The following is a 23,627-nucleotide window of genomic DNA, read 5'->3' as shown; positions in this document are numbered from 1 at the left end:
CTGCGCCTCGCGCAAAGAGCCCGGAGAATCACCATGTCCAAACGCATTGCTTTTGCACCGCTGGCCGCCGCCATCGGCCTGGGCTTCAGTTTGCTGGCCGGCAGCCTGGTCGCGCCGGCCAGCGCCCACGCCGAAGGCGAGATTCGGATCGCCGAGCAGTTCGGCATCGTTTACCTGTTGCTGAACGTGGTCCGCGACCAGCAATTGATCGAGAAGCACGGCAAGGAAGAGGGCATCGACATCAAGGTCGATTGGACCCAACTGTCCGGCGGGGCGGCGGTCAACGATGCATTGCTGTCGGGTTCCATCGACATTGCCGGAGCCGGCGTCGGGCCGTTGTTGACCGTCTGGGACCGCACCCGTGGCAAGCAGAACGTCAAGGCCGTGGCCTCGTTGGGCAACTTTCCCTATTACCTGTTGAGCAACAACCCCAACGTCAAGACCATTGCCGACTTCACCGAGAAGGACCGCATCGCGGTGCCCGCGGTGGGAGTTTCGGTGCAGTCGCGTTTCCTGCAATACGCCGCCGCCAAGCAGTGGGGCGACAAGGACTTCAATCGCCTCGACAAGTACACCTTGGCCGTCCCGCACCCGGACGCCACGGCGGCGTTGATTGCCGGCGGCACCGAGTTGACCGGGCATTTTTCCAACCCGCCGTTCCAGGACCAGGCCCTGCAAAACCCCAACGTCCATGTGGTACTCAACTCCTATGACGTGCTCGGGCCAAACTCGCCCACGGTGCTGTTCGCCACCGAGAAATTCCGCGATGAGAATCCGAAAACCTACAAGGCGTTCGTCGAGGCGCTGACCGAAGCGGCCGAGTTCGCCCAGAAGGACAAAGGTGCGGCGGCGGACACCTACCTGCGGGTGACCAAGGCCAAGATCGACCGGGCGACCTTGTTGAAAATCATCGACAACCCGCAGATCGAATTCACCGTCACCCCGAAAAACACCTACCCGCTGGCGGAATTCCTCTACCGCGTCGGCGCCATCAAGAACAAGCCGGCGTCGTGGGAAGATTATTTCTTCCAGGACGCCAAACCGTTGCAGGGGAGCTGATTGTCATGAACGCGCTTTTGCAAGGCCACGCGGCCAGCAACCCCACCCGCACCGACACGGCATTGTTGTCGGTGGATAACGTCAGCTTGGAATACCGCACCCCGCAGCGGGTGGTGCGGGCCACCCACCAAGTGAGTTTCGAAGTCGACCCTGCGGACCGTTTTGTTTTGCTTGGCCCGTCCGGGTGCGGCAAGTCCACCTTGCTCAAGGCCATTGGTGGCTTCATCACGCCGTGCGAAGGCGAGATTCGCTTGCAAGGCCAAACCGTCAACGCGCCGGGACCGGACCGGATCGTGGTGTTCCAGGAGTTCGACCAACTGCCACCGTGGAAAACCGTCAAGCAGAACGTGATGTTCGCGCTGCTGGCGTCCGGCACCCTCAAGCGTCGCGAGGCCGAGGAGCGGGCGCTGCATTACCTCGACAAAGTGGGCCTGGCGGCGTTTGCCGATGCCTACCCTCACACGTTGTCCGGGGGCATGAAAGCTCGCGTCGCGATTGCCCGGGCGCTGGCGATGCAGCCGAAAATCCTCTTGATGGACGAGCCTTTCGCCGCCCTCGATGCCCTGACCCGACGCAAGATGCAGGAAGAACTGCTGCTGCTCTGGGAAGAGGTGCGTTTCACCCTGCTGTTCGTCACCCACTCCATCGAAGAAGCATTGGTGGTGGGCAATCGCATCCTGCTGTTATCGCCACATCCAGGAAGGGTCCGGGCGGAAATCCACAGCCATCAATACGATCTGCACAGCCTCGGCGGCGTGGGGTTCCAGCACACGGCCCGGCGGATTCATGGATTGCTGTTCAATGAAGGTCAGCCGCCTGAAACCGAGCATGAGCTGGATTTCACCGACATCCGTATTGCGTATTAAGGGGACCTTTCATGAGTCAGTTATCGCCTGCGCGCGAAGAATACGAAGTCGATCTGCAACCTTTGACCCACGTGCCCTTGGAGCGCGAGTTGCCCTTGGGCCAGCGCCTCTGGCAACAGGGTTGGCTGCGCAAAAGTTTGATCCTGTTATTGCTGGCGGTGGTGTGGGAGGGCGTGGCGCGTTACCAGAACAACGACCTGCTGCTGCCGAGCTTCTTGCAGACCGCCAGCGCGTTGTACGACGGTTTGCTCAGCGGCGAGCTGTTGGGCAAGGTGTGGATTTCCCTGGTGGTGCTGCTCAAGGGCTATCTACTGGGCATCATCCTGGCGTTTGGCTTGACCACCTTGGCGGTGTCGACGCAGTTGGGCCGCGACCTGCTCAGCACGTTGACGTCGATGTTCAATCCGCTGCCGGCCATCGCCCTGTTGCCGTTGGCGCTGCTGTGGTTCGGCCTGGGGCAGAACAGCCTGATTTTTGTGCTGGTGCATTCGGTGTTGTGGGCGCTGGCGTTGAACATGTATTCGGGGTTTCTCGGTGTGTCGGAAACGCTGCGCATGGCCGGGCGCAACTATGGGCTGCGGGGCCTGCGTTTTGTGCTGTTCATCCTGATCCCGGCGGCGCTGCCGTCGATTCTCGCCGGGCTGAAGATCGGCTGGGCCTTCGCCTGGCGCACCCTGATCGCCGCCGAACTGGTGTTCGGCGCCACCAGCGGCAAGGGCGGCCTGGGCTGGTACATCTTCCAGAACCGCAACGAGCTGTACACCGACAAGGTGTTTGCCGGGTTGGCGGTGGTGATTTTGATCGGGTTGCTGGTGGAGAACCTGGTGTTCGACAGCCTGGAGCGGGTGACGGTGAAGCGTTGGGGGATGCAGCGCTGATCGGTGGAGTGAATGAACCCTGTGGCGAGGGAGCTTGCTCCCGCTGGCCTGCGAAGCAGGCCCCTGGGTTTCTTCAGCCTGACCGCGTTGTCTGGTTTTGCGACTGCTGCGCAGTCGAGCGGGAGCAAGCTCCCTCGCCACGGATTCTGGGTTGTCTGGGCTGGCGTCATCGCGAGCAAGCTCGCTCCCACACTGGATTTGTGTAGAACCGAAAAATTGAGGTCAACACTGTTTAACTGTGGGAGCGAGCTTGCTCGCGATGGCGGTTTTCAATCCACCACAGGAATGTCAGCCCGAAGCCTGGACCTCAAGCCGATCCATCGCCCGCTCCACCAATAAATGCACGCCATCAGCCATGCGGCTGATCGCCAGGATGACACTGTGACGACTGCCTTCAACGTCATCCGCCAGGTCGGCGGCGATGGCGCTGATGGACAGCAGGTCTTCGGAGGCATTGGCCAGCAGGGTTTCGGTGTCGATGTCCGGGGCGACCATGAAGAGGTGGGCGGTTTGGGTTTTGCCAGAGGCTTCATCGGTCGGTGGGATTGAGGTAGTAGTCGAGGGCGCGTTGGGCGGCTTCGTCGAGCTTTTTGGACTCTGGGGTCTCAGCGCGGGTGTCAGGTGAGACGGGGGGAGGGTTAGGTGTAGGTTTGAACATGGTAGGTTTCCATTGGAGAACCACTTTGAATCGCTTGCACGCGATGGAAGGTGGCAGCTGTGAGCGAGTGTGCAAGACCGGGTAACCATACCAAAACCCCGGCAGACCTTGAGAGTCTCCCGAACACAGCCGCCATAAAACGCGGGCACGAATGCACCATAAATGGCCGGAGGCATTATGATTCGGTTGTTGTACCCGGACTTGCACGTCCGTGTCACCGTTTTTTCAGTGACAAACTCAGACTAGCGGCGGGCCCGAAGCCGGACAAGTTCACCAATATCGCTACAACTTGAAGGAAATCTCCTAGGACCCAACTGTACGAGTGCACCCAATCCAAATAGCCAGATAAAGCCACCTCCTTTTCCATTAGACTTGCGACCCTCCAGCAAGCCTTCAGGACACGGAATGCCAGTCCCTCAAAGCCCCCTTCGCAAAGCCATGGTCGCTTGGCTTTATGCTGCCGCCCTGATGCATCTGCTTGCCGGCATCACCCTGAGCTGGGCAGGCCATTCGGGCTTGCTCGATGGCTATCTGCAGAGCATCGAACAGGCCTTCTGGGGCGCCGCCGCAGTGCCCGCGACGGCCAGCGCACAGCAGGTCTGGTGGCTGGCCTTGTTTGGCGCCACGTTGCAAAGCTACGCGTTGTACATGTTCGCCCTCGTGCACATCGGCAATCGACTGAAAAGCGCCATGCCTTGGGCCTGGATAATCGCCGGCATCCTGCTCTGGGCGCCCCAGGACATGTTGATTTCCGCCCAGGCGCGGGTCTGGTCGCACTTGTGGCTCGACGGTTTCGCGCTGCTGCTGTTACTGCCGCCGCTGTTCTGGCTCTATCGCCACGACCGCCGCACCTCCCTGACTGACCACGCGCCGAGTGATTCAACGCATGCCTGACTTTTCCCTGCTGGACTGGGCCATCACGCTGTTGATCGCCCAGGCGATCCTGGGAGCGCTGGATACCCTGTATCACCACGAACTCACCGTCGCCTTGCCCTATCGCCACAGTGCTCGCCTGGAACTCTCCATCCACGCCCTGCGTTCGTGTTTCTACGGGATTCTGTTCCTGGGCATGGCGCACCTGGCCTTCCAGGGGACGTGGGCGATTGTCATTGGCTTGCTGTTCGCGCTGGAGATCGGCCTGACGCTCTGGGATTTCGTGGTCGAGGACCGGACCCGCAAGTTGCCCGCCATCGAGCGCATCATGCACACGGTGCTGGCGGTCAACGGCGGGGCGTTTTTCGCGCTGTACGGTGTGCAACTGGCGCAGTGGGCGAGTTTGCCGACCGGCCTGGTTGCGATCGATTTCGGCTGGCGCGGCTGGCTGCTGACCTTGTTCGCCATCGGCGTCACGGCCTCGGGGATTCGTGATGGGTTAGCGGCATTGCGCATGCAGCGTCAAGGCCGACCGGCCAATCCATTCGCGGGCGGTGCCTATAAGCGCGTGCTGGTGACGGGAGGCACCGGGTTTATCGGCGAGGCCCTGGTCAACCAATTGCTCGACGCCGGGCACACGGTCAGCGTGCTGGCCCGCGATCCCTTGAAAGCGGCCTATCTGTTCGATGGCCGTGCCCGGTGCCTGCGTTCGTTGGGCAAGCTGGGCCATGACGAAACCTTCGACGTTGTGATCAACCTGGCGGGTGCGCCGGTGGCCGGGCCGCGCTGGAGCCCCAAGCGCCAGGCGCAACTCATCGCCAGCCGGGTCAATACCACCCATGCGCTGATGACGTGGTTGAAGAACGCCCGGCATAAGCCCGTGTTGTGGATTCAGGCCTCGGCCATCGGTTTCTACGGCGTGCGTGATGCCAGCGAGAGCCTCGATGAAAGCGCCACCCGGGGCGAGGGCTTCATGGCTGAACTCTGCGCGCGTTGGGAGGCTTCAGCGCTGCCCGCCACCGAGCTGGGCGTGCGCCAGGTGGTGATGCGCCTGGGCGTGGTGTTCGGCCCCGGCGGTGCGCTGCTGCCGTTGCTGATTCCGTTTCGCCTGGGGTTCGGCGGGCGGATGGGCGATGGTCGGCAAATCATGAGTTGGGTGCACCGCGACGATGTCATCCAAGTGATCGCCCGTGCGTTCGATGACGAAAGCCTGAGCGGCACCTACAACCTGGTGGCGCCGGAAACCGTCAGTCAGGCGCTGTTCGCCGAACGCGTCGGCAAGGTGCTCAAGCGTCCGGTGTGGTTCCACATCCCAGCCGCGCCGGTGCGTGCCCTGGCGGGTGAGATGGCCCAGTTGTTTTTCGACGGCCAGCGCGTGGTGCCCAATCGTCTCGTCGAGGCTGGTTACACGTTCCGTTACCCGACCCTCGACGCTGCCCTGCGCGACCTGGCCTGAGGACCGTCCATGAGCAAGCCCCGGATGTACCTGCTGGCCGGCAACGGTAGCGCCGCCGATTGGTGGGACGACGCGTTGCCGCATTTTCAACACCACGACGTGGTGCCGCTGGAATTGCCCGGCTTCGGCAACAACCCTCAAGCCCCTTGCGAAGACCTGGCGGCCTACGCCCAGGCGTTGCTGGCGGCGACGGTCAAGGGCAGCGCGATCATGGCGGTGGGGGTGAGTGCGTTGCTGGTGCTGCATGCGCTGCAACGTCAGCCGGGACACTTTTGCCGCAGCGTGTTGCTGGCGCCGGTGGGCGCGTTTTTGTGGCAGCGACGATTGCCGGCGTTGATGTCGCCGTTGCCGATTCGCAAGACCATTCACTGGTTGCTCTCGAATAAGCCGACGCTGTTTGCCCACAAATTCTCCCGCCAGACCTGGACGTCCGCGCAATACCAACGCATGGGCGCCGGGTATGCTCGCTGCCGCGCCTTTGTGCCGCTCTGGGATCAACTGCGTGCGGACACCGCGTTGCCACTGCTGGAATGGATCACCGACCCGGTCGAACTGGTGTGGGGTGATCAGGACAAGGTGCTGGGCGTCGCCCAAGCGGCGGCCTGGTCCGCCATTCTGGCCCGTGCCGATCTGACCATCAGCCTGAAACCCGGCTGGGGTCACTACCCGTGGATCGACTCCCCGGCCGAGTTCGCCGCATGGCTGGAGTCCGGCGAGCGTGGGTTCGTTGCGCACACCAAGGGTGGGCGCTTGTGCCTGGCGGAGCTGGCCGGGCAAGCGGTGCCTGCGGCGCTGTCGCTCAACGACTGTCATGATCCGCGCTTACCAGGTTTTTTGAAGAGCCAGCCGGACGCTATCTGGGCCGTGCGTTCCTCCAGTTATGGCGAAGATCAGGCCGATGCGGCGAATGCCGGCCTGAGCACCACGTTCCTGCGTGAACCGACGCACAACGTGCCAGTGCGCATTGCCGAGTTGACGGCGGCGGGTGTCGAGGAAGTGGTGGTCCAGCGCTTCATCACGCCGCGGTTGTCGGGGATCGCCTTCGTGCGCCACCTATCCGTCGAGCTGGAGTGGGTCGAAGGTCATCTGGAGTCGTTGGCCGATGGTCAGGTGAGCCCCGAGCGGGCGATCCTTTCCTGCCTCGGCGAGTCATGGAGCAGCGGCACATTCAAGCCCGCCCATGGCCTGACCGAAGACGTGCTGTGGCGTTTCCTGCAAGGCGTGCTGCGGGTCTTCCACTATGTGCCCGGCGACGTTGAATGGGCCTGGGACGGCACTCAGCTGTGGCTGCTGCAATACCGGCCGATCAGCGACTATGGCTGGCGCCGCCACCTGACCGCCGCCAACATCGCCGAGATCCTGCCGCCGCAACCCAGCGCCTTGGTGGAATACGCCCAGCGCCGTGCGGCGGCGAGCATTCCGGCGATCATGGCACGCTGGGATTCGCGGGTGTTGCAGGACAACGAGCCGTTCACGGCGGTGTTTGGCGGCGCGTCGTACATCAACAATGATCTGTTTCTCGCCCGGCTGGCCGACTGGGGCATCAGTGCCAGCAGCTATGCCGGCGAGGTCGGCGGCGCGACGCCGCACCTGCCTTGGCGGCCACTGCGCCTGTTGCGCTCGCTACCGTTGTTCCTGCGCATGCAACGCATCGCCCGTGGGCATTTGCTGACGTTGGAAAACGGCTTGCGACGTTTTGACCAAGAGCTGCACGAACTGACCACACAAGGCGTCGACGGCCAGCAATTGGCCGACTGGTTCACCCGCTTCTATGTGTTTGTGGTGCAGGGCAACCTGTGCATCGCCAGCGCCTTGGCCAGCAGTGGCGGCGACCTGTTGGGGCGACCGCCGACCGCCTATGACGACCTTGAACACAGCCCCCATCGCCTGCCCTGGGAGACCGACCCGGCGACGCCACGCCCAGCACCAACCGAGTTGCCCTTGCAGGCCTTTCCACAATGGCCCCTGGCGATTCGCCTGGCTCATTCGACCGGCCTGCCGGGCTTGCGTGGTTACTACCTGCAAGTGCGCGAATGGTATCGCGACAACCTGATGCGGATGTTCTTTCGCCTGCACCACGCCATGCCGACGGCTGACCGAGGGCATTGGTTCGCGCCGCACCCGGACATCCGTACCCGCGATGGCAGCTTCTGGCAGGACGGTCGTGAAGGCACCGAGCAGGCCAGCGGCTTCATGATTTATCCGGGGCAGGCCCAGGGGATTCTGGGCGAGGACATTTTGTTGGAAGACACCCTGGACCCTGGTCGCCATGCACACTATCAAAGCGCCCGGGCCGTGATTGCGCGAATGGGTGGGCGTTTGTCCCACGGCTCGACGCTGCTGCGTGAGCTGCGCAAACCCTCGGCGGTGCTGCCGCAGGTGGATGTGACGTGGCTGGGGCGTGAGGTGGTGTATCGGGATGGTGAGTTGACGTTGGTTGCTACCAATAGTCCGGCTTGATGGCGGGGGCTTTGTGCGTGGGCACTCGGTTGGGGAACTGGTGCGATTGGAGTTCGTCGCAAGTGACAACGCGGCGCATCCAATGGGCGTGCTCTTTTAAGGAGCCGGGCGCCAAGCGTTTAGATCCAGCCCGATAGGGGAGTACAACGCCGATTTTCAAGTGAGGATAATCTTCTCGAATAGCCCTCAAGGCTGGAGCCATGTCGGTGTCACCCGAAACCAGCACGAGCTGTTCGATACGCTTCTCCCACGGCAATGTTTCTTGTCTTGAGGCCGTGCGATACATGCTGATCGCAATATGAACGTCGGTTTCCTTTTCTTCCAGCTTCCAAATAGCGACCGTGTCCTGGCGTGAGGCCCCGATCTTCCTGCTGACAAAGCGAGGGGCGTTGGCGCGTTCGAGCTGATGGCGTCCGTAATGTACGGCGACTTTGCTGGCCTTTAGCGCGCGGACATATGAATCTTGAGCCTCTTTGGAAATGATTCCGCGCGTTGCCAGTTCCGGTTTGACGGAAGACGTGAAGTAATCAACGGACGCGAGTGAGCTCTGGGGATTCTCGACGTGGGCTATGTGTGTCAATAGCTGCGCCAGGTTCAGCCATTTGTAGGGCGTGCCGGCGAGCAACCCATAAAAAACGTTATAACCGTCAACGAAAAAAGCGGTGCGCACAAACTCAATCCCCAGAAACGAAAAAACCGGCCGAAGCCGGTGTTTTCACCCCAACGGCCAGAGAATTTAATCTCTGCGTACGAGGTTGAGCAGTGAGCGAATCCTAAGCCTGGGTTGACGCTACGTCAACCATGGGTAAATAAGCTCCGGCACCGGCGGACTGAGTTTTGTGTGCATTGAGGACGAAGGGTCAAGGCGTTTCTGGCTCGGTTTGTCAGCGATTATTTCAGCCTTTGTCCAACGGAACGGTAGCGGTTGAGTGACACAAATAATCCATCGCTCGGTACTGTTTTGAATGAACGGATTTTCCTAAATCACTGTGGGATTTATTACGGATATACCTCAGTAAAAAAACCAAGCGTTTTTTACTGTTTTTCAGTTTTTTGAAACAAGAGTTTTCTCACTCCTGACCGCTACTCCCTTGACGCCCCCCACCGCTGTCGTAGACTCCGCCCATCCGTCAGGGAGTAACGGCATGGGACGTTTGAGTAGTTGGGTTGTGGGATTGACCTTTGTAACGTGCGGCGTGCAGGCGCAAACGCCTGTCGCGGACGATCCTCTGCTGGAAAGCGGTGTCACGGCCAGTGCGCCGAGTGGCAATGAGGCGCGTGGGGTGCTTCGGGCGCGAGACCAGGCGGTGCTGGCCAGCGAGTTGGCCGGGCGCATCGTCGAGTTGCCGTTCAGCGAGGGTGAGTCGTTCAAGAAGGGCGATACCCTGGCGCGGTTCGATTGCTCGGCCTATCAGGCCCAGCTCAACGCGGCCCAGGCGGCAAGCCGGGGGGCCGGTGAAGAGCTGGCGCATAATCGGCAATTGGCGGAGTTGAAATCGGTCGGGCGCTTTGAGGTCTCGCGGGCCGAGGCCCGGCTCAGCGAGGCTCAGGCCCAATCCCAGGTGTACCAGGTTCAGGTCAAGCGTTGCAGCGTGATCGCGCCCTTCGACGGGCAAGTGGTGGCGCGCAAGGTCCAGCGCTATGAAAGCGTGGCGGCCGGCGCGCCGTTGCTCGATGTGGTCGACAACCGCACCCTGGAGATCCACCTGTTGGTGCCTTCACGCTGGATGGACCGGCTCAAGCCTGGCCAGCCCTTTACCTTCGTCCCCGATGAAACCGGCAAGCCGTTGCAAGCGACGGTCAAGCGCCTGGGCGCGCGCATCGACGAGGGCAGCCAGACCCTGTTGCTGGTGGCGAGCGTGCCGGATGCCAGCGGCCTGCTGTCCGGCATGAGCGGCACGGCGCGTTTCGCGGAGCCCAAGTGAACGCGCCGGTATCGGGCAGCGCCGAGCAGGTGTTTGCCCGCTTCCTTGACCTTGAACGCCAGACCCGGGCCGCACGAACGCCGGCACAATTGAGCTACAGCCTGGTCAATGACGGCCAGGCCCTGTTCGGCTTTCGTCATGCCGCGTTGTTGATCGCCGGCAAGGTCCAGGCGGTGACCGGCGTCAGTACCGTGGAGCCGAATGCGCCATTCGTGGCATTTGTCGAGCAGGCGGTGGCGCAGCTATTCAAACAGGGCCTGTTGAATCAGGCTCGGGTGATCGCCGCCGATGGGGTGAGTGAATCCGTCCGGGCGGACTGGCAAAGCCTGTCCGCCGGCCAAGTGTTCTGGCTGCCGTTGATCGATCATCAGGGCCAGGTATTCGGCGGTTTGTGGCTGGCCCGGGACTTGCCCTGGACCCCTCCCGAACAAGTGCTGCTGTCGCAACTGGGGGACACCTACAGCCATGCGTGGCTGGCGCTGCAACCGCGCAAGCCGTGGCGCCTGCGTTGGACGCGCAAGCGCCAGGTCGCCCTGGTGGCGGTGTTGCTGCTGGGCTTGCTGATCCCGGTGCGCCAGTCCGTGTTGGCCCCGGCCGAAGTGGTGCCGCTGGGCGGGCAGGTAGTGGCGGCGCCGTTGGATGGGGTGATCGCCGAGTTCCTGGTCAAGCCCAACCAGACCGTCAAGAACGGCGACCTGTTGCTGCGTTTCGAAAGCACCAGCCTCAAGGCCCAGGCCGATGTGGCCGAGCGTGCGTTGGGCGTGGCCGAGGCCGAACTCAAGGCCAATTCCCAGCGCTCGTTTGCCGACGCCGAATCCAGTTCGAAGATTGACTTGCTGGCCGCCCGCGTCGAACAGAAACGCGCCGAGCGCAACTACGCGCTTGAATTGCTCAAGCGCAGCGAAGTACGCGCCGAGCGCGACGGCATTGCGGTGTTCGCCGACGCCGAGCGCTGGCTCGGCAAGCCCGTGCAGACTGGCGAGCGACTGATGGAAATCGCCGACCCGAACCAGGCCGAGCTGCGTATTGAATTGGCGGTGGGCGACGCGATAGCCCTGGAGCCTGGTGCGCAAGTGGCGTTGTTCCTCGACAGCGACCCGTTGCAGCGGCACCTGGCCTGGCTCGAGCGCTCGGCCTATGAAGCGCAACCTACCGCCGCCGGGCAGCTGGCGTACCGGTTGGACGCGCGTTTCGATGCCACGGCGCCTCGCATCGGCCTGCGGGGCACGGCGAAGGTCTTTGGCGACCGCGCGCCGCTGGCGTTGTACCTGTTGCGTCGGCCACTGGCCGGCCTGCGCCAGAGCGTAGGCCTGTAGCATGGACTTGCCGAGCCTGCGGCCGGACCTGCAATTGTCCCCGGCGGCGCCGGACCCGGACGGTTCGCCGCAGTGGACCTTGGCCGATCCGGTGCGCGGGCGCTATTTCAAGCTTGGCGCGGCAGCAATGCGCATGTTGCGGCATTGGTCCCTGGGCGATCCGGAACAGGTGCTGCAAGCCGCAAACCGCGAGCCGGGCCTGCCGCTCAATGGCGAGTCGCTGGAGCAACTGCTGGGTTTCCTGCGCGGCCATGACCTGATCAGCGCGATGGACCCACAACAGCGCGACAGTTACCTCTTCAAGACCGCTGCACAACGCCAGAGCCTGTGGCAGATCCTGCTGCATCAATACCTGTTTTTTCGTATACCGCTGTGGCGCCCGGACGCCTTTCTCAACCGGGCCTGGCCCTGGTTGGCGCGGTTCGGCCCCGGAATACTGCGCTATGGCCTGCCGCTGACCCTGGGTCTCGGCATCTTCCTGGTGTCGCGGGACTGGCAGCGCTTCATCGCGACGTTTCCGCACCTGTTCAGCCTGGGCGGTGCGCTGGCCTTCGGGGCGGCGTTGCTCTTCGCCAAGCTGTGCCATGAGTTCGGCCATGCCTTCATGGCCAAGCGCGCCGGTTGTCGTGTGCAAAGCATGGGCGTGGCGTTCATGGTGCTGTTGCCGATGTTCTATACCGACGTCAGCGACGCCTGGCGGATCAACGATCGTCGCGCACGGTTGCTGATCGGTGCCGGCGGAGTCCTGGCCGAATTGCTGCTGGCGTGCATCGCGCTGCTGGCCTGGTCGCTGCTGCCTGACGGGCCGGCACGCACCGCGGCGTTCATGCTCGCCAGCGCCACCTGGATCACCACGCTGATCATCAATTTGAACCCTTTCATGCGTTTTGACGGGTATTTCCTGCTCAGTGATTTCTGGGCGGTGGATAACCTGCAGGGGCGGGCGTTCGCCCTGTGCCGCTGGCGCCTGCGCGAAGCCTTGTTCGGTTATGGCGCGGCGGCGCCGGAACCCTGGTCGCCGAAGATGCGCCGGCGTTTGCTGGTCTGGGGATACGGCTCCTGGCTGTGGCGGGCATTGTTGTTTTTCGGGATTGCCCTGGCGGTCTATCACCTGTTCTTCAAGGTGCTGGGCATTTTTCTGATGATGGTGGAATTGGTGTGGTTCATTTTTATGCCCATCGTGAGTGAGTGGCGGCAATGGTGGAGTCGCCGTGAGCAAGCCCGCGGTGGGCGGATGCTCCTGAGCGGCCTGGTGTTGCTGGCGTTGCTGTTGGCGTTGCTGTTGCCCTGGCGCAGTGCGGTGGAAGTGCCGGCCATGCTCGAGGCCGGGCGGGCCAGTGCCTTGCATGCGCCCGTGGCGGCACGGGTCAAGCAGGTGAATGTGCACGACGGCCAGACCGTGGCCCAGGGCGATGTATTGATTGAACTGGAATCGCCGGACATGACCTCGCGCCTGGCCATCGTGCGCCGGGAAATCCAGATCCAGCAGTTGCAGATGCGCCGTCAGGCCGGGCGCAGCGAAACCGCGGCCGACGCCGGCATCATCGAACAGCAACTGGCCGAAGCGGTGGCCGAGCACCGGGGCCTGGTGGCCCAGCGTGAACGCCTGTTGTTGCGTGCGCCCCATGCCGGCCAGGTGCGCGACGTGTTGCCGCAACTGTCGGTAGGGCGCTGGCTGTCACCGACGCAGGTGCTGGCGCGGGTGGTGCAGACCGATTCGCGGTTGCGCGGGTACCTCACCGAAGCCGAGCTTTGGCGGGTCGGGCCGGGTGCCACGGGACGGTTCATCGCGGACGATCCGATGCACACGTCGATTGCCGTGCAGTTGAATGAAATCGACACCAACGGCGTGGCCTGGGTCGAACAACAAGCGTTGACGTCCGACCACCATGGGCCGATTGCGGTGCGCCGCGATTCGCAGCAACGGGCCGAGCCGGTACAGGCTCAGTACGGTGTGCGGCTGAGTGCAGTGGACGACGCGTCCGCTCCGGCGCAGCCGCTGCGTGGCGTGGCGGTGTTGCAGGGCAAGGGCGAGTCGGTGTTGGGAGCGGCCTGGCGACGGTTGGCGGCGTTAGGTGTCAGGGAAAGCGGGTTCTAGTCCTAGGGAGCGAGCATGGATTCAGTGGCGGCAGAGGGATTGGTGGTGCGTCCATCGCGGGTCAGCGATGGTCCGTTCCTGCAGGGCCTGTACCAGGCGGCGCGGCCGGACCTGCAATGGATCGACGGTGACCCCGAACAGGTGCAGCAGGTGATTGCCCAGCAGTTCCAGGTGCAGGAGCAAGGGTTGGGCGAGAACTTCCCCGACGCCATGCATTACGTCGTGGAAAAACTCGGCACCGCGATCGGTGCCTTGAGCACGGATTTCGGCCCCAATGAAATTCGCGTGCTGTACCTGGCGTTCATCCCCCAGGCGCGCGGGCAGGGGTATGGCCGGGCGGTATTGCAAGGGGTACAGAAAGCCGCGCAACAGATCCGTTGCCCGGTGGCGACCGTGGTCTGGACCAGCAACCCCCATGCGCGCCGGCACTACCTGGCGCTGGGCTTCGAAGTGCAAGAGCGCAACCCGGCGGCGGAGCGGTTGGTCTGGTATCCGAAAGGCAACTGAACAGTGCCTGACTTGCCACCTGTTCAATGTGGGAGCGAGCTTGCTCGCGATGAGGGCGGTAAATCCAACATGGATGCAAGCTGACCGTCCGCCATCGCGAGCAAGCTCGCTCCCACAAGGGATCATCAGTCTTTAGTTAAACGCGATGTAGAAATATCCCAGCGCCGGATCCCGTCCCATGGGCGGTATCCGTGACACGAATACCCCCTCGATCTTGCCCAGTTCCGGCACCTCCAGCCCGCAGAGGCCGTCCACGAACGCGGTGCTCTCCAGGCTGTTGAACTCGACGCTGAAGGGCATGCGCTCGGTGCTCGGCATCTTCGCCCGAGGTGTTTCTTCAAGGGTTTCGAAGCGCACCGGCAGGCAGCTGCCATCGGGCAGGATCAGGCTGCCGGTCTGGCCCAGCAGCGGTTGGAAATGGCGGCTATGAACCTGTTGCAGCATGTCGACACTCCAAAGGCCGGAGGACCGCAGCCCTCCGGCGGTTCATCAGTTACGGGACGGGAAGTAGCCTTGAAGGGCGATGCTGAAGTTGATGGCCAGGAAGGGGTTCATGACGGCCAATGGCATTCCGTTGCCCGCCGGGGAAATCGTGCCGCTGACGGTCGTGCTGACACCTTGCAGCGGTACTGGCGAGGCACCGATCTGGTCGGAGTAGATCGCCGCCGAGCCTGGCCCAGTGCCCGAGGTGCCGATGAATGAGTTGGTGGCCGTGGGAGTGTTCACGGGATTGCTGGCCGGGTTCGCCAGTTGCAGGGTGGTCGAGGCGGTGACGCCCGAGAGGGTGTGGGTGTGGAGGGGCAGGTTGTTCAGCGTCGGGGTGACGTTTTCGGTGCCGGAGATCTCGCCGATGACGCGCGGGGTCAGGCCCAGGCCGTTGCCTTGGCCCAAGGGCAGGCGACCTTGCAGGTTGGGTAGCATGAAGGTGGTCTGGCCATTGCCTCCGTACGTCACGCCGATCAAGGCGAACAAGGTCTGGTATTGAGAAAGGGAAAGCGTCTGCCCGTTGCACAGGGCCCAGTCCCTGGGGGCAAAGTTAAAGGCGAATGACTGGATAGTGCCGATGAATACTTCCATAGATTCCTCATCCTTCAGGTGATTGGGTTTTCGCAATGCCCGGCGCGTCAAAGGACAAGAGTGCGATCAGCCCGACTCCTTTACTCCCTGGCCTGGTCACGCACGGCTGAGCGTAGACCGGGATGTTTGATTTTGCCGAGCGAAGCGGGCGGAAAAATCTCGCGAATCGGCTTAATCGATTCAGGTTCACGAGGATTTCTACCGTCCATCTTTATTTTTAGCCTAGGTGAATCTGATATCAAAGTACTACTAGGCGAAGATTATTTCATCGGCTACGCTTGGCGCTACAAAAGGACTACAAAACAGGTGAAGGGATTGCCGCAGTTTCACTTTATTTCCGGTTTACCGCGCTCAGGCTCGACCCTGCTTTCTGCCATTTTGCTGCAGAATCCGCGCTTTCATGCCGGCATGACCAGTCCCGTCGGTTCGCTGTTCAGCACCGTCCTGCAGCAATGCAGCGCCGGCAGCGAGTTCGGTTCGGTGATCGACACCGACCTGCGCCGCCGCCTGTTGCGTGGCCTCTTCGATTCCTACTACGCCGACAAAGCCGATAAACCGGTCATCTTCGACACCAATCGCCAATGGTGTGCCCGTTTGCCTGCCCTGCAGGACCTGTTTCCCCAGGCCAAGACCATCGCTTGCGTGCGCAACGTCGCCTGGATCCTCGACAGCCTGGAGCGCCTTTATCGCGCCAATCCGTTCGAGAACACCAAGCTGTTCAATGACGATGACGAGCGCAACACCGTCTACAGCCGCTGCGAAACCCTGGCCCAGCGCAATCGCCTGGTGGGGCTTGCCTGGACGGCGCTCAAAGAGGCCTATTACGGCGAGAACGCCGAGTCGCTGCTGATCGTTGACTACGATCTACTGAGCCAGGCCCCCGAGCGGGTCATGCGCCTGGTGTACGAGTTCATCGGCGAGCCCTGGTTCGAGCACGATTTCAATCACTTGACCTACGACGCACCGGCCTTCGACCAGGCCCTGGGCGTTGCCGGCCTGCACAAGGTCAAGCCCAAGGTCGCGCCGCAAGCCCGGCGGACCCTGTTGCCGCCGGATCTGTTTGAAAAGTATGCCGAGTTGTCGTTCTGGCGCGATGGGTCCGCAAGCGCCGCCAATGTCATTCGTATGAAATCCGACGCCGCTGTCAGCTGACAGCGGTTTTTTTCATTTGCGTTCAAGAAGTTCGAGTCCAGGTGATCGTCATGTGGTGGAGCAAAGGCAAATCGCGGGTAACCGAGGGCGCACAGGCCCTGGCATCGCCAATGATCATGTCCCTGGAGCCGCGAATGCTGTTCGACGGCGCGGTGGCGGCAACCGTGGCCGATGCCGCGCAAGCAGACGCGCAACCCAATGCCGAGGCAGCCAAGACGCCCACGGCGGACCAGCCGGCCGACACTCATGCGCCCCAAGGCCAGGTCGATGCCACCCAGGCTGCCGTTCCGGGCAAATCCGTGGTGTTTGTCGATTCCCGGGTCAAGGATTCCGCCAACCTGCTCGAAGGCGTGGCGCCCGGGACCCAGGTGGTGCAACTGGATGCCACCAAGGACGGCCTGCAACAGATCGCCGATTACCTGGACACCCACCAGGGCATCAGCTCGGTGCAGATCATCGCCCACGGCAACGCCGGTGATTTGTGGCTGGGCAACAGCTACCTGTCGGCGGACAACGTCCAGGCCCGCAGCGAAGTACTGGCGCAGATCGGCCAGGACATGAACGCCGGCGGCGATATCCTGATCTACGGCTGCTACACCGCCGAAGGCGAGCGTGGCCTGAGCCTGGTGGATTCATTGGCGCAGTTGACCGGCCGTGACGTGGCCGCGTCGAACGACCGCACGGGCCTGGGCGGTGACTGGGACCTGGAAATCGCCACCGGTAACATCGAAAGCGCCAACGTGCTGTCGGCCAGTGCCATGAGTGAATACCAGTGGGGCCTGGCCACCTGGACAGCCACCAACAATGCCAACTCCGGCGTGGGCTCCCTGCGCGCCGCCCTGGCTTCCGCCCAGAACGGCGATATCGTCACCTTCAACAGCAGCATGACCGTCGCCTTGACCCAGGTGCTGGTGGTGAACAAGAACGTCACGATCGACGGCGATCTCAACAACGACAACGTCGCCGATGTCACCCTGGACGGGCAGTTCCGCACCCAGGTGATCAACGTGACGGCCGGCACCACGGCCACCCTCGATGGCTTGGTGATTACCCGCGGCGTTGTGTCGGGCAACGGCGGTAACGGTGGTGACGATGCGCTGGTGGCCAAGGGCGGCGGGATCAACAACGCGGGTACCTTGACCCTGCGTAACGTCACCGTCACGGCTAACGTGGCGGCGGGCGGTGGTGGCGGCGGTGGTGTGACGCCGGAATACGCAGGTGGCGGTGGCGGCGGCGGTGGCGCGCTCGGCGGCGGGATCGGCGGGCGTGGCGGCGATACGCTCAACTCCTCAGGTTCCAACGGCTCGGCCAACCAGGGCGGTGCCGGTGGCGGCTTCTTCAACATCGGTGGCCGTGGCGGCTCCGCGACCGGCGGTACTGGCGGCGCTGTCTATGCCGGCTACAGCACCGGTTCCTCCGGTGGCACGGCCAGCAGCGGTGGGTTGTCCATCGGCGGCGGCGGTGGTGGCGACGGCTATAACGACATCGGTGGTGCCGGCGGTGGCGCGGTTGGCGGTATCTACAACGACACGGGCGCAACCCTGCGGATCATCGGTAACTCGGTCATCTCCAACAACATCGGAGCGGGCGGTGGTGGCGGTGGCGGCGGTGCCGGTGGTGGCTACACCCAGGCGGGCGGCGCCGGTGGCGTGGGTGTCGGTGCTATCTGGAACAAGGGTTCGATCCTGATCACCGCGGCCAACTTCGCGGCCCTGGCCGGCAACGTCGGCGGCAGCGGTACCGGTGGAACGAGTGCCGGCACGGCAGGTGTCTCGCCGAGTTCGGTGGCCAACGTCTATGGCGATGGCGGCACCATCAATACCAACTACACGCCGGACGAAACGCCGCCCACCGCGACCGTCGTCGTAGCCAACACCAACCTGAATTCTGGCGGCACGTCGCAGGTAACCATTACCTTCTCCGAGGCGGTGACCGGGCTGACCGCGGCGGACCTGACCGTGCAGAACGGCACCGTTGGCACGCTGACCAGCGGCGACGGCGGCATCACCTGGACCGGCACGCTGACGGCGGCAAGCAATATCGCCGATACCACCAACATCATTACCTTGAACAACACCGGTGTGGCGGACCTCGCCGGTAACGCCGGCGTGGGCACCACCGATTCGAACAATTACGTGGTCAACGACACCGTGGCACCGACGGCGTCCATCGTGGTATCTGACACGGCCCTCAGGAGTGGTGAAACCTCACTGGTGACCATCACCTTCTCCGAGGCGGTCAGCGGGTTGACCACGGCTGACCTGACGGTGGCCAATGGCACCCTCAGCGGCCTGAGCAGCAGTGACGGCGGTATCACCTGGACAGCAACCCTGACACCCGACGCCGCTGTCACCGACACCACCAATCTGGTGGTGCTGAACAATACCGGTGTCGCAGACCTGAGTGGCAATGCCGGTGTCGGCACCACCAACTCCAATAACTACGCTATCGACACCCTGCGCCCGACGGCCACTATCGTGGTCGCCGACACGGCGCTGAGCGCCGGTGAAACGTCCTTGGTGACCATTACCTTCAACGAGGCGGTGAGCGGTTTCACCGTCGCAGACCTGACGGTGGCCAACGGTATAGTTACCGGGCTGAGCACCAGCGACGGTGGTATCACCTGGACCGCAACCCTGACACCTGACGCCGCTATCACCGACACCACCAATCTGGTGGTGCTGAACAACAGCGGCGTTGCCGACCTGTCCGGCAACGTCGGTACCGGCACCACCGACTCGAACAACTACGCCATCGACACCCTGCGCCCGACCGCCACGATCGTGGTGGCCGACAACGCCCTGAACATCGGTGAAACGTCCCTGGTGACGATTACCTTCAGCGAGGCGGTGACGGGTTTCACCCTGGCCGACCTGACCGTTGCCAACGGTTCTCTGAGCGGACTAAGCAGCAGCGACGGTGGCATCACCTGGACCGCGACGCTCACCCCAAGTGCTAGCACCACGGACGCCACCAACCTGATTGTCCTGGCCAATACCGGCGTACTGGACGCGGCCGGTAACGCTGGCACCGGCACCACCAGCTCCAACAACTATGCCGTCGATACCGCGCGCCCGACCGCGACGATTGTGGTCGCTGACAACGCCTTGAGAATCGGCGAAACCTCGCTGGTGACCATCACCTTCAACGAAGCAGTGACCGGTTTAACCACCGCCGACCTGACGGTCGCCAACGGCACCCTGACCGGGCTGAGCACCAGCGACGGCGGTATCACCTGGACCGCGACACTGACCCCGAGCGCCAGTACCAGCGACGCCACCAACCTGATCACCCTGGATAACACCGGCGTGGCGGACGCTGCCGGCAACGCCGGCAGCGGTACCACCGACTCCAACAACTACGCCATCGACACGGCGCGCCCCACCGCCACCATCGTCGTCGCCGATACCGCCGTCGCCCTGGGCGAAACCTCGGTGGTGACCATCACCTTCAACGAGGCGGTGACCGGCTTCACCCTGGCTGACCTGACGGTCGCCAACGGCAGCCTGAGCGGGCTGAGCACCAGCGACAACATCACCTACACCGCGACCTTCACCCCGAGCGTTGGCACCAGCGATGCCACCAACCTGATCACGCTGAACAACACGGGCGTCGTGGATGGGGCGGGCAACGCTGGCACCGGCACCACCGACTCCAACAACTACGTCGTCGACACGCTGCGCCCCACCGCGACCATCGTGGTGGCCGACAACGCGCTGAGCGTCGGCGAAACGTCGCTGGTGACCATTACGTTCTCCGAGGCGGTCAGCGGTTTCGACAATTCGGACCTGATCGTGGCCAATGGCACCCTGAGCGCCGTCAGCAGCAGCGATGGCGGCATCACCTGGACCGCCACGTTCACCCCGGCCCTGGGGGTCAGCGACACTTCCAACGTCATCACCCTGAACAACACCGGCGTCAGCGATGCCGCGGGCAATACCGGCACCGGCACGACCAACTCCAACAACTACCAGGTCGACACCAACGTACCGACGGCGACTATCGTGATTGCCGATACCAGCTTGAGCATCGGCGAGACTTCAGTGGTTACCGTGACCTTCAACTCGGCGGTCAGTGGGTTCGACAATGCGGACCTGACCGTCAGCAACGGTACCCTGAGCACCATGATCAGCACCGACGGCGGCGTCACCTGGACGGCCACGTTCACGCCGAGTGCGAGCATTTCCGATACCAGCAACGTGATTACGCTGGACAATACCGGCTTGATCAACGGCGCGGGCAACGCGGGCGTCGGCACCACCGATTCGAACAACTACGCGGTCGACACCGTGCGCCCCACCGCGACCATCGTCGTGGCCGACCCAACCGTCGCCATTGGCGAAACCTCGCTGGTGACCATTACCTTCAGCGAGGCCGTGACGAGCTTCACCCTGGCAGACCTGACCGTGAGCAATGGTTCCCTGAGCGGGCTGAGCACCAGCGACAACATTACCTTCACCGCGACCTTCACCCCGAGTGCGGGAGTCAGCGACAGTAGCAACCTGATCAGCCTGAACAGTGGTTCGATCGCCGATGTGGCGGGCAACATCAACACCGGCACGGCGGATTCGAACAACTACGTTGTCGATACCCTGCGTCCGACTGCGACCATCGTAATGTCCGATAGCAACCTCAGCGTCGGTGAAACCTCACTGGTGACCATCACCTTCAGCGAGGCGGTCAGCGGTTTCGACAATTCGGACCTGAGCGTGGCCAACGGCACCCTGAGCGCCGTGAGCAGCAGCGATGGCGGCATCACCTGGACGGCGATCTTCACCCCGGCCACCGGCACGCGGGACGCCACCAACCTGATCGTCCTGAACAACAGCGGCGTGAGCGACGCGGCCGGCAACGCCGGTACCGGCACCAGCAACTCCGCCAACTACACCGTCGATACCCAAGTGCCGACGGCGACCATCGTGGTGGCCGATACGTCCCTGAGCATCGGTGAAACCAGCCAGGTGACCATCACCTTCAACGAAGCGGTGAGCGGTTTCGACAACAGCGACCTGACCGTCAGCAACGGCACGCTGAGCAACGTGTCGTCCTCCGACGGCGGCGTCACGTGGACGGCCACGTTCACACCGAGTGCGAGCATTGCCGATACCAGCAACCTGATCACCCTGGACAATACCGGTGTCGTCAACGTCTCAGGCAACGCTGGCGTCGGCACCACCGATTCGAACAACTACGCGATCGACACCGTGCGCCCGACCGCGACCATCGTCGTCGCCGACACCGCCATCGCCGCGGGCGAGACCTCGCTGGTGACCATCACCTTCAGCGAGGCCGTGACGGGCTTCACCACTGCCGACCTGACCGTCGCCAACGGGACCCTCAGTGGGCTGAGCAGCAATGACGGCGGCATTACCTGGACCGCGACCTTCACGCCTGCCGCTGGCATCACTGACTCCAGCAACCTCATCACCCTCGCCAATGGCGGCGTCGCCGACCTGGCGGGCAACGTCGGCAGCGGCACCACCGATTCGAACAACTACAGCGTCGACAGCCAGCGTCCGACCGCCACCATCGTGCTGAGCGATTCGGTGCTGAAGCCGGGTGAAACCGCCCAGGTGACCATCACCTTCAGCGAGGCGGTAACCGGCTTCAGCAACGCTGACCTGAGTGTGGCCAACGGCACCCTGAGCGCCGTCAGCAGCAGCGATGGCGGCCTGACCTGGACCGCGACGTTCACACCAACCCTGGGCGTGACCGACGCCACCAACCTGATCAGCCTGGATAACACCGGCGTAAGCGATGCGGCTGGCAACACCGGGACAGGTACCACCGATTCGGCCAACTATGCGGTCGAGACGCAGGTACCGACTGCCACGATCGTGGTGGCTGACAGTGCCCTGCAAATAGGGGAAACCTCACAGGTCACCATAACCTTCTCGGAAGCGGTCAGCGGTTTCGACAACACTGACCTGAGCGTGAGCAACGGCACGCTGAGCAACGTCTCGTCCTCCGATGGCGGCGTGACCTGGACGGCGACGTTCACCCCGAGCGGGAGCATTACCGACACCAGTAACCTGATCACCCTGGACACCAGCGGCGTGGTCAACGCTTCGGGCAACAGTGGTGTCGGCGTGGTGAGCTCCAACAACTACGCGATCGACACGGCCCGTCCTGGCGCGACCATCTCCCTGGGCGATACCACCCTGGGTATCGGCCAGAGCACCACCGTGACCATCACCTTCACCGAGGCGGTGTCAGGTTTCGACTTGTCGGACCTGAGCGTGGCCAATGGCGTGCTGTCCAACCTCGCCAGCAGCGACGGCGGCCTGACCTGGACCGCGACCCTGACGCCCACCGCGGGCGTCAGCGATGCCACCAACCTGATCCTGCTGGACACTGGCAACGTGCAGGACCTCGCCGGCAACGTCGGGGCAGGCATTGCGATCTCCAGCAACTACGCACTCGATGCCTCCCGGCCGACAGCGACCATCGTGGTAGCCGATCCGAACCTGACCGTGGGCGAGACGACCCAGGTCACCATCACCTTCAGCGAGGCGGTGAGCAATTTCGATCTGTCGGACCTCAGCGTCACCAACGGCGAGCTGACCAACTTGACCAGCAGCGACGGCGGCAGGACCTGGACCGCGACGTTCACGCCCACGGTGAATCTCACTGACCCGAGCAATTTCATTGCCCTGGACACCAGCAACGTCAACGACCTGAGCGGCAACACCGGGGCCAGCGTGGCGGTGTCCAATAACTATGCGATCAACACCGTGGTACCCAACGATGTGAAGCCGCCGCCGGAGTTCCTGACGTCCGACCCGGTCACGGTTACCCCGCCGTCCGAGGTGCCGCTGCAACCGATCGTCTTTACCCCGCCGACCGGCAACCTCGGTTCGCCGCTGGGCTTCCCGCCGCTGTTCGAGCAGCGGGACGTGGGCGGTGGCCTCAAGCCGATTGGGGATATTTTCATCAACCGGGGCCAACTGGCGCCTAGCTATATCGCCCAGGTGTTCAGCAACGATGCCTCTGGCGATGGTTCTGGCCAGGGGTTCCTGGGCTTTGGCGGGGGCGATGGCGGGGTGTTCGGCAGCAGCACGCTTTCGACCCTGTTCACCCAGGACTCCGCTTCCGAGGGCGACTCGATGGATGCCTTCGGCAGCCAGTCGATGCAGGGTGGCGATGTGTCCCAAGGGCTGCGCGGAATGTTCGGCGCACCGACCTTGGGCCAGCAGCTGCAACAGCTCAAGGATACTGAACAAGGTCAGGTCGACAGCTTGGCAACGGCGTTACGACAGGTCGGCATCAGCCAGGCGCAGGCCTGAATTCTAAAAAATATTG

Annotated in this window: 15 protein-coding genes and 1 pseudogene; 12 read left to right on the top strand and 4 right to left on the bottom strand. The window is 63.1% G+C overall.

What is annotated here, in order from left to right; genetic code table 11:
* Positions 1 to 33: 33 nt before the first annotated feature.
* From AO356_RS10560 to AO356_RS10550, 3 genes are read left to right on the top strand one after another with little or no spacing between them, the layout of a single operon-like run.
* Positions 34 to 1,059, top strand: coding sequence for an ABC transporter substrate-binding protein (locus AO356_RS10560; protein WP_060739739.1), 1,026 nt, complete (start codon positions 34 to 36; stop codon positions 1,057 to 1,059).
* A 5-nt stretch (positions 1,060 to 1,064) separates the two neighbouring features.
* Entirely contained in the window at positions 1,065 to 1,925 is an 861-nt protein-coding gene (locus AO356_RS10555; RefSeq protein ID WP_060739738.1) for an ABC transporter ATP-binding protein, read from the top strand.
* A gap of 11 nt (positions 1,926 to 1,936) precedes the next feature.
* Positions 1,937 to 2,803: an ABC transporter permease gene (locus tag AO356_RS10550; protein ID WP_060739737.1), complete on the top strand. Its 867-nt coding sequence runs from the start codon at positions 1,937 to 1,939 to the stop codon at positions 2,801 to 2,803.
* Between the two features lie 288 nt (positions 2,804 to 3,091).
* Here AO356_RS10550 and AO356_RS30815 read toward each other — a convergent pair.
* Positions 3,092 to 3,461, bottom strand: a pseudogene (locus AO356_RS30815) (DUF6124 family protein).
* 405 nt (positions 3,462 to 3,866) lie between these two features.
* Here AO356_RS30815 and AO356_RS10540 point away from each other — a divergent pair.
* The 3 genes from AO356_RS10540 to AO356_RS10530 are packed head-to-tail and all read left to right on the top strand — an operon-like array spanning position 3,867 to position 8,250.
* A complete protein-coding gene (locus AO356_RS10540; protein WP_060739735.1) occupies positions 3,867 to 4,355 on the top strand; it encodes a hypothetical protein in 489 nt (162 codons plus the stop codon).
* Entirely contained in the window at positions 4,348 to 5,790 is a 1,443-nt protein-coding gene (locus AO356_RS10535) for a TIGR01777 family oxidoreductase (protein ID WP_060739734.1), read from the top strand. Before AO356_RS10540 ends, AO356_RS10535 begins: the two co-directional genes overlap by 8 nt.
* Positions 5,791 to 5,799: 9 nt before the next feature.
* On the top strand, positions 5,800 to 8,250 hold the full coding sequence (locus AO356_RS10530; RefSeq protein ID WP_060739733.1) for an alpha/beta fold hydrolase: 2,451 nt from the start codon (positions 5,800 to 5,802) through the stop codon (positions 8,248 to 8,250).
* Here the strand turns inward: AO356_RS10530 and AO356_RS10525 are convergent.
* On the bottom strand, positions 8,231 to 8,920 hold the full coding sequence (locus tag AO356_RS10525; protein WP_060739732.1) for an NYN domain-containing protein: 690 nt from the start codon (positions 8,918 to 8,920) through the stop codon (positions 8,231 to 8,233). The two genes, AO356_RS10530 and AO356_RS10525, sit on opposite strands and share 20 nt — an antisense overlap.
* A 475-nt stretch (positions 8,921 to 9,395) precedes the next feature.
* Between AO356_RS10525 and AO356_RS10520 the strand changes: the two genes are divergently transcribed.
* Genes AO356_RS10520 through AO356_RS10505 form a run of 4 tightly spaced genes read left to right on the top strand, consistent with a single transcriptional unit; the run spans position 9,396 to position 14,096 of the window.
* Complete coding sequence (locus tag AO356_RS10520) at positions 9,396 to 10,175, top strand: efflux RND transporter periplasmic adaptor subunit (RefSeq protein ID WP_060739731.1); 780 nt, start codon at positions 9,396 to 9,398, stop codon at positions 10,173 to 10,175.
* Positions 10,172 to 11,491, top strand: coding sequence for an efflux RND transporter periplasmic adaptor subunit (locus AO356_RS10515; protein WP_060739730.1), 1,320 nt, complete (start codon positions 10,172 to 10,174; stop codon positions 11,489 to 11,491). Before AO356_RS10520 ends, AO356_RS10515 begins: the two co-directional genes overlap by 4 nt.
* A 1-nt stretch (position 11,492) precedes the next feature.
* Entirely contained in the window at positions 11,493 to 13,589 is a 2,097-nt protein-coding gene (locus tag AO356_RS10510) for a biotin/lipoyl-binding protein (RefSeq protein WP_060739729.1), read from the top strand.
* 15 nt (positions 13,590 to 13,604) lie between these two features.
* On the top strand, positions 13,605 to 14,096 hold the full coding sequence (locus AO356_RS10505) for a GNAT family N-acetyltransferase (RefSeq protein ID WP_060739728.1): 492 nt from the start codon (positions 13,605 to 13,607) through the stop codon (positions 14,094 to 14,096).
* A 132-nt stretch (positions 14,097 to 14,228) separates the two neighbouring features.
* Here the strand turns inward: AO356_RS10505 and AO356_RS10500 are convergent, their stop codons facing one another.
* Positions 14,229 to 14,540 carry a DUF6916 family protein gene (locus AO356_RS10500; RefSeq protein WP_060739727.1) on the bottom strand — a complete coding sequence of 104 codons (312 nt, stop codon included), beginning with the start codon at positions 14,538 to 14,540 and terminating at the stop codon, positions 14,229 to 14,231.
* Between the two features lie 45 nt (positions 14,541 to 14,585).
* On the bottom strand, positions 14,586 to 15,173 hold the full coding sequence (locus tag AO356_RS10495; RefSeq protein ID WP_060739726.1) for a phage tail protein: 588 nt from the start codon (positions 15,171 to 15,173) through the stop codon (positions 14,586 to 14,588).
* Between the two features lie 306 nt (positions 15,174 to 15,479).
* On the opposite strand from AO356_RS10495, the gene AO356_RS10490 reads away from it, so the two are divergent.
* Both AO356_RS10490 and AO356_RS10485 read left to right on the top strand, forming a co-directional pair.
* The gene (locus AO356_RS10490; protein WP_060739725.1) at positions 15,480 to 16,325 is read left to right on the top strand and encodes a sulfotransferase family protein; all 846 of its coding nucleotides are present in this window, start codon (positions 15,480 to 15,482) and stop codon (positions 16,323 to 16,325) included.
* A gap of 50 nt (positions 16,326 to 16,375) precedes the next feature.
* Complete coding sequence (locus AO356_RS10485) at positions 16,376 to 23,611, top strand: Ig-like domain-containing protein (RefSeq protein WP_060739724.1); 7,236 nt, start codon at positions 16,376 to 16,378, stop codon at positions 23,609 to 23,611.
* Positions 23,612 to 23,627 lie beyond the last annotated feature (16 nt).

It is taken from the genome of Pseudomonas fluorescens (genome assembly GCF_001307275.1).
Classification (GTDB): domain Bacteria; phylum Pseudomonadota; class Gammaproteobacteria; order Pseudomonadales; family Pseudomonadaceae; genus Aquipseudomonas; species Aquipseudomonas fluorescens_AA.
Note: the sequence above shows the minus strand (reverse complement) of the source record. Positions and strands in the feature narration are given on the sequence as shown.

What these genes read in the sequence shown, in the direction of transcription:
- AO356_RS10560 (WP_060739739.1), top strand. Translation starts at nt 34, where the DNA reads ATGTCCAAACGCATTGCTTTTGCACCGCTGGCCGCCGCCATCGGCCTG.
- AO356_RS10555 (WP_060739738.1), top strand. Translation starts at nt 1,065, where the DNA reads ATGAACGCGCTTTTGCAAGGCCACGCGGCCAGCAACCCCACCCGCACC.
- AO356_RS10550 (WP_060739737.1), top strand. Translation starts at nt 1,937, where the DNA reads ATGAGTCAGTTATCGCCTGCGCGCGAAGAATACGAAGTCGATCTGCAA.
- AO356_RS10540 (WP_060739735.1), top strand. Translation starts at nt 3,867, where the DNA reads ATGCCAGTCCCTCAAAGCCCCCTTCGCAAAGCCATGGTCGCTTGGCTT.
- AO356_RS10535 (WP_060739734.1), top strand. Translation starts at nt 4,348, where the DNA reads ATGCCTGACTTTTCCCTGCTGGACTGGGCCATCACGCTGTTGATCGCC.
- AO356_RS10530 (WP_060739733.1), top strand. Translation starts at nt 5,800, where the DNA reads ATGAGCAAGCCCCGGATGTACCTGCTGGCCGGCAACGGTAGCGCCGCC.
- AO356_RS10520 (WP_060739731.1), top strand. Translation starts at nt 9,396, where the DNA reads ATGGGACGTTTGAGTAGTTGGGTTGTGGGATTGACCTTTGTAACGTGC.
- AO356_RS10510 (WP_060739729.1), top strand. Translation starts at nt 11,493, where the DNA reads ATGGACTTGCCGAGCCTGCGGCCGGACCTGCAATTGTCCCCGGCGGCG.
- AO356_RS10505 (WP_060739728.1), top strand. Translation starts at nt 13,605, where the DNA reads ATGGATTCAGTGGCGGCAGAGGGATTGGTGGTGCGTCCATCGCGGGTC.
- AO356_RS10500 (WP_060739727.1), bottom strand. Translation starts at nt 14,540, where the DNA reads ATGCTGCAACAGGTTCATAGCCGCCATTTCCAACCGCTGCTGGGCCAG.
- AO356_RS10495 (WP_060739726.1), bottom strand. Translation starts at nt 15,173, where the DNA reads ATGGAAGTATTCATCGGCACTATCCAGTCATTCGCCTTTAACTTTGCC.
- AO356_RS10485 (WP_060739724.1), top strand. Translation starts at nt 16,376, where the DNA reads ATGTGGTGGAGCAAAGGCAAATCGCGGGTAACCGAGGGCGCACAGGCC.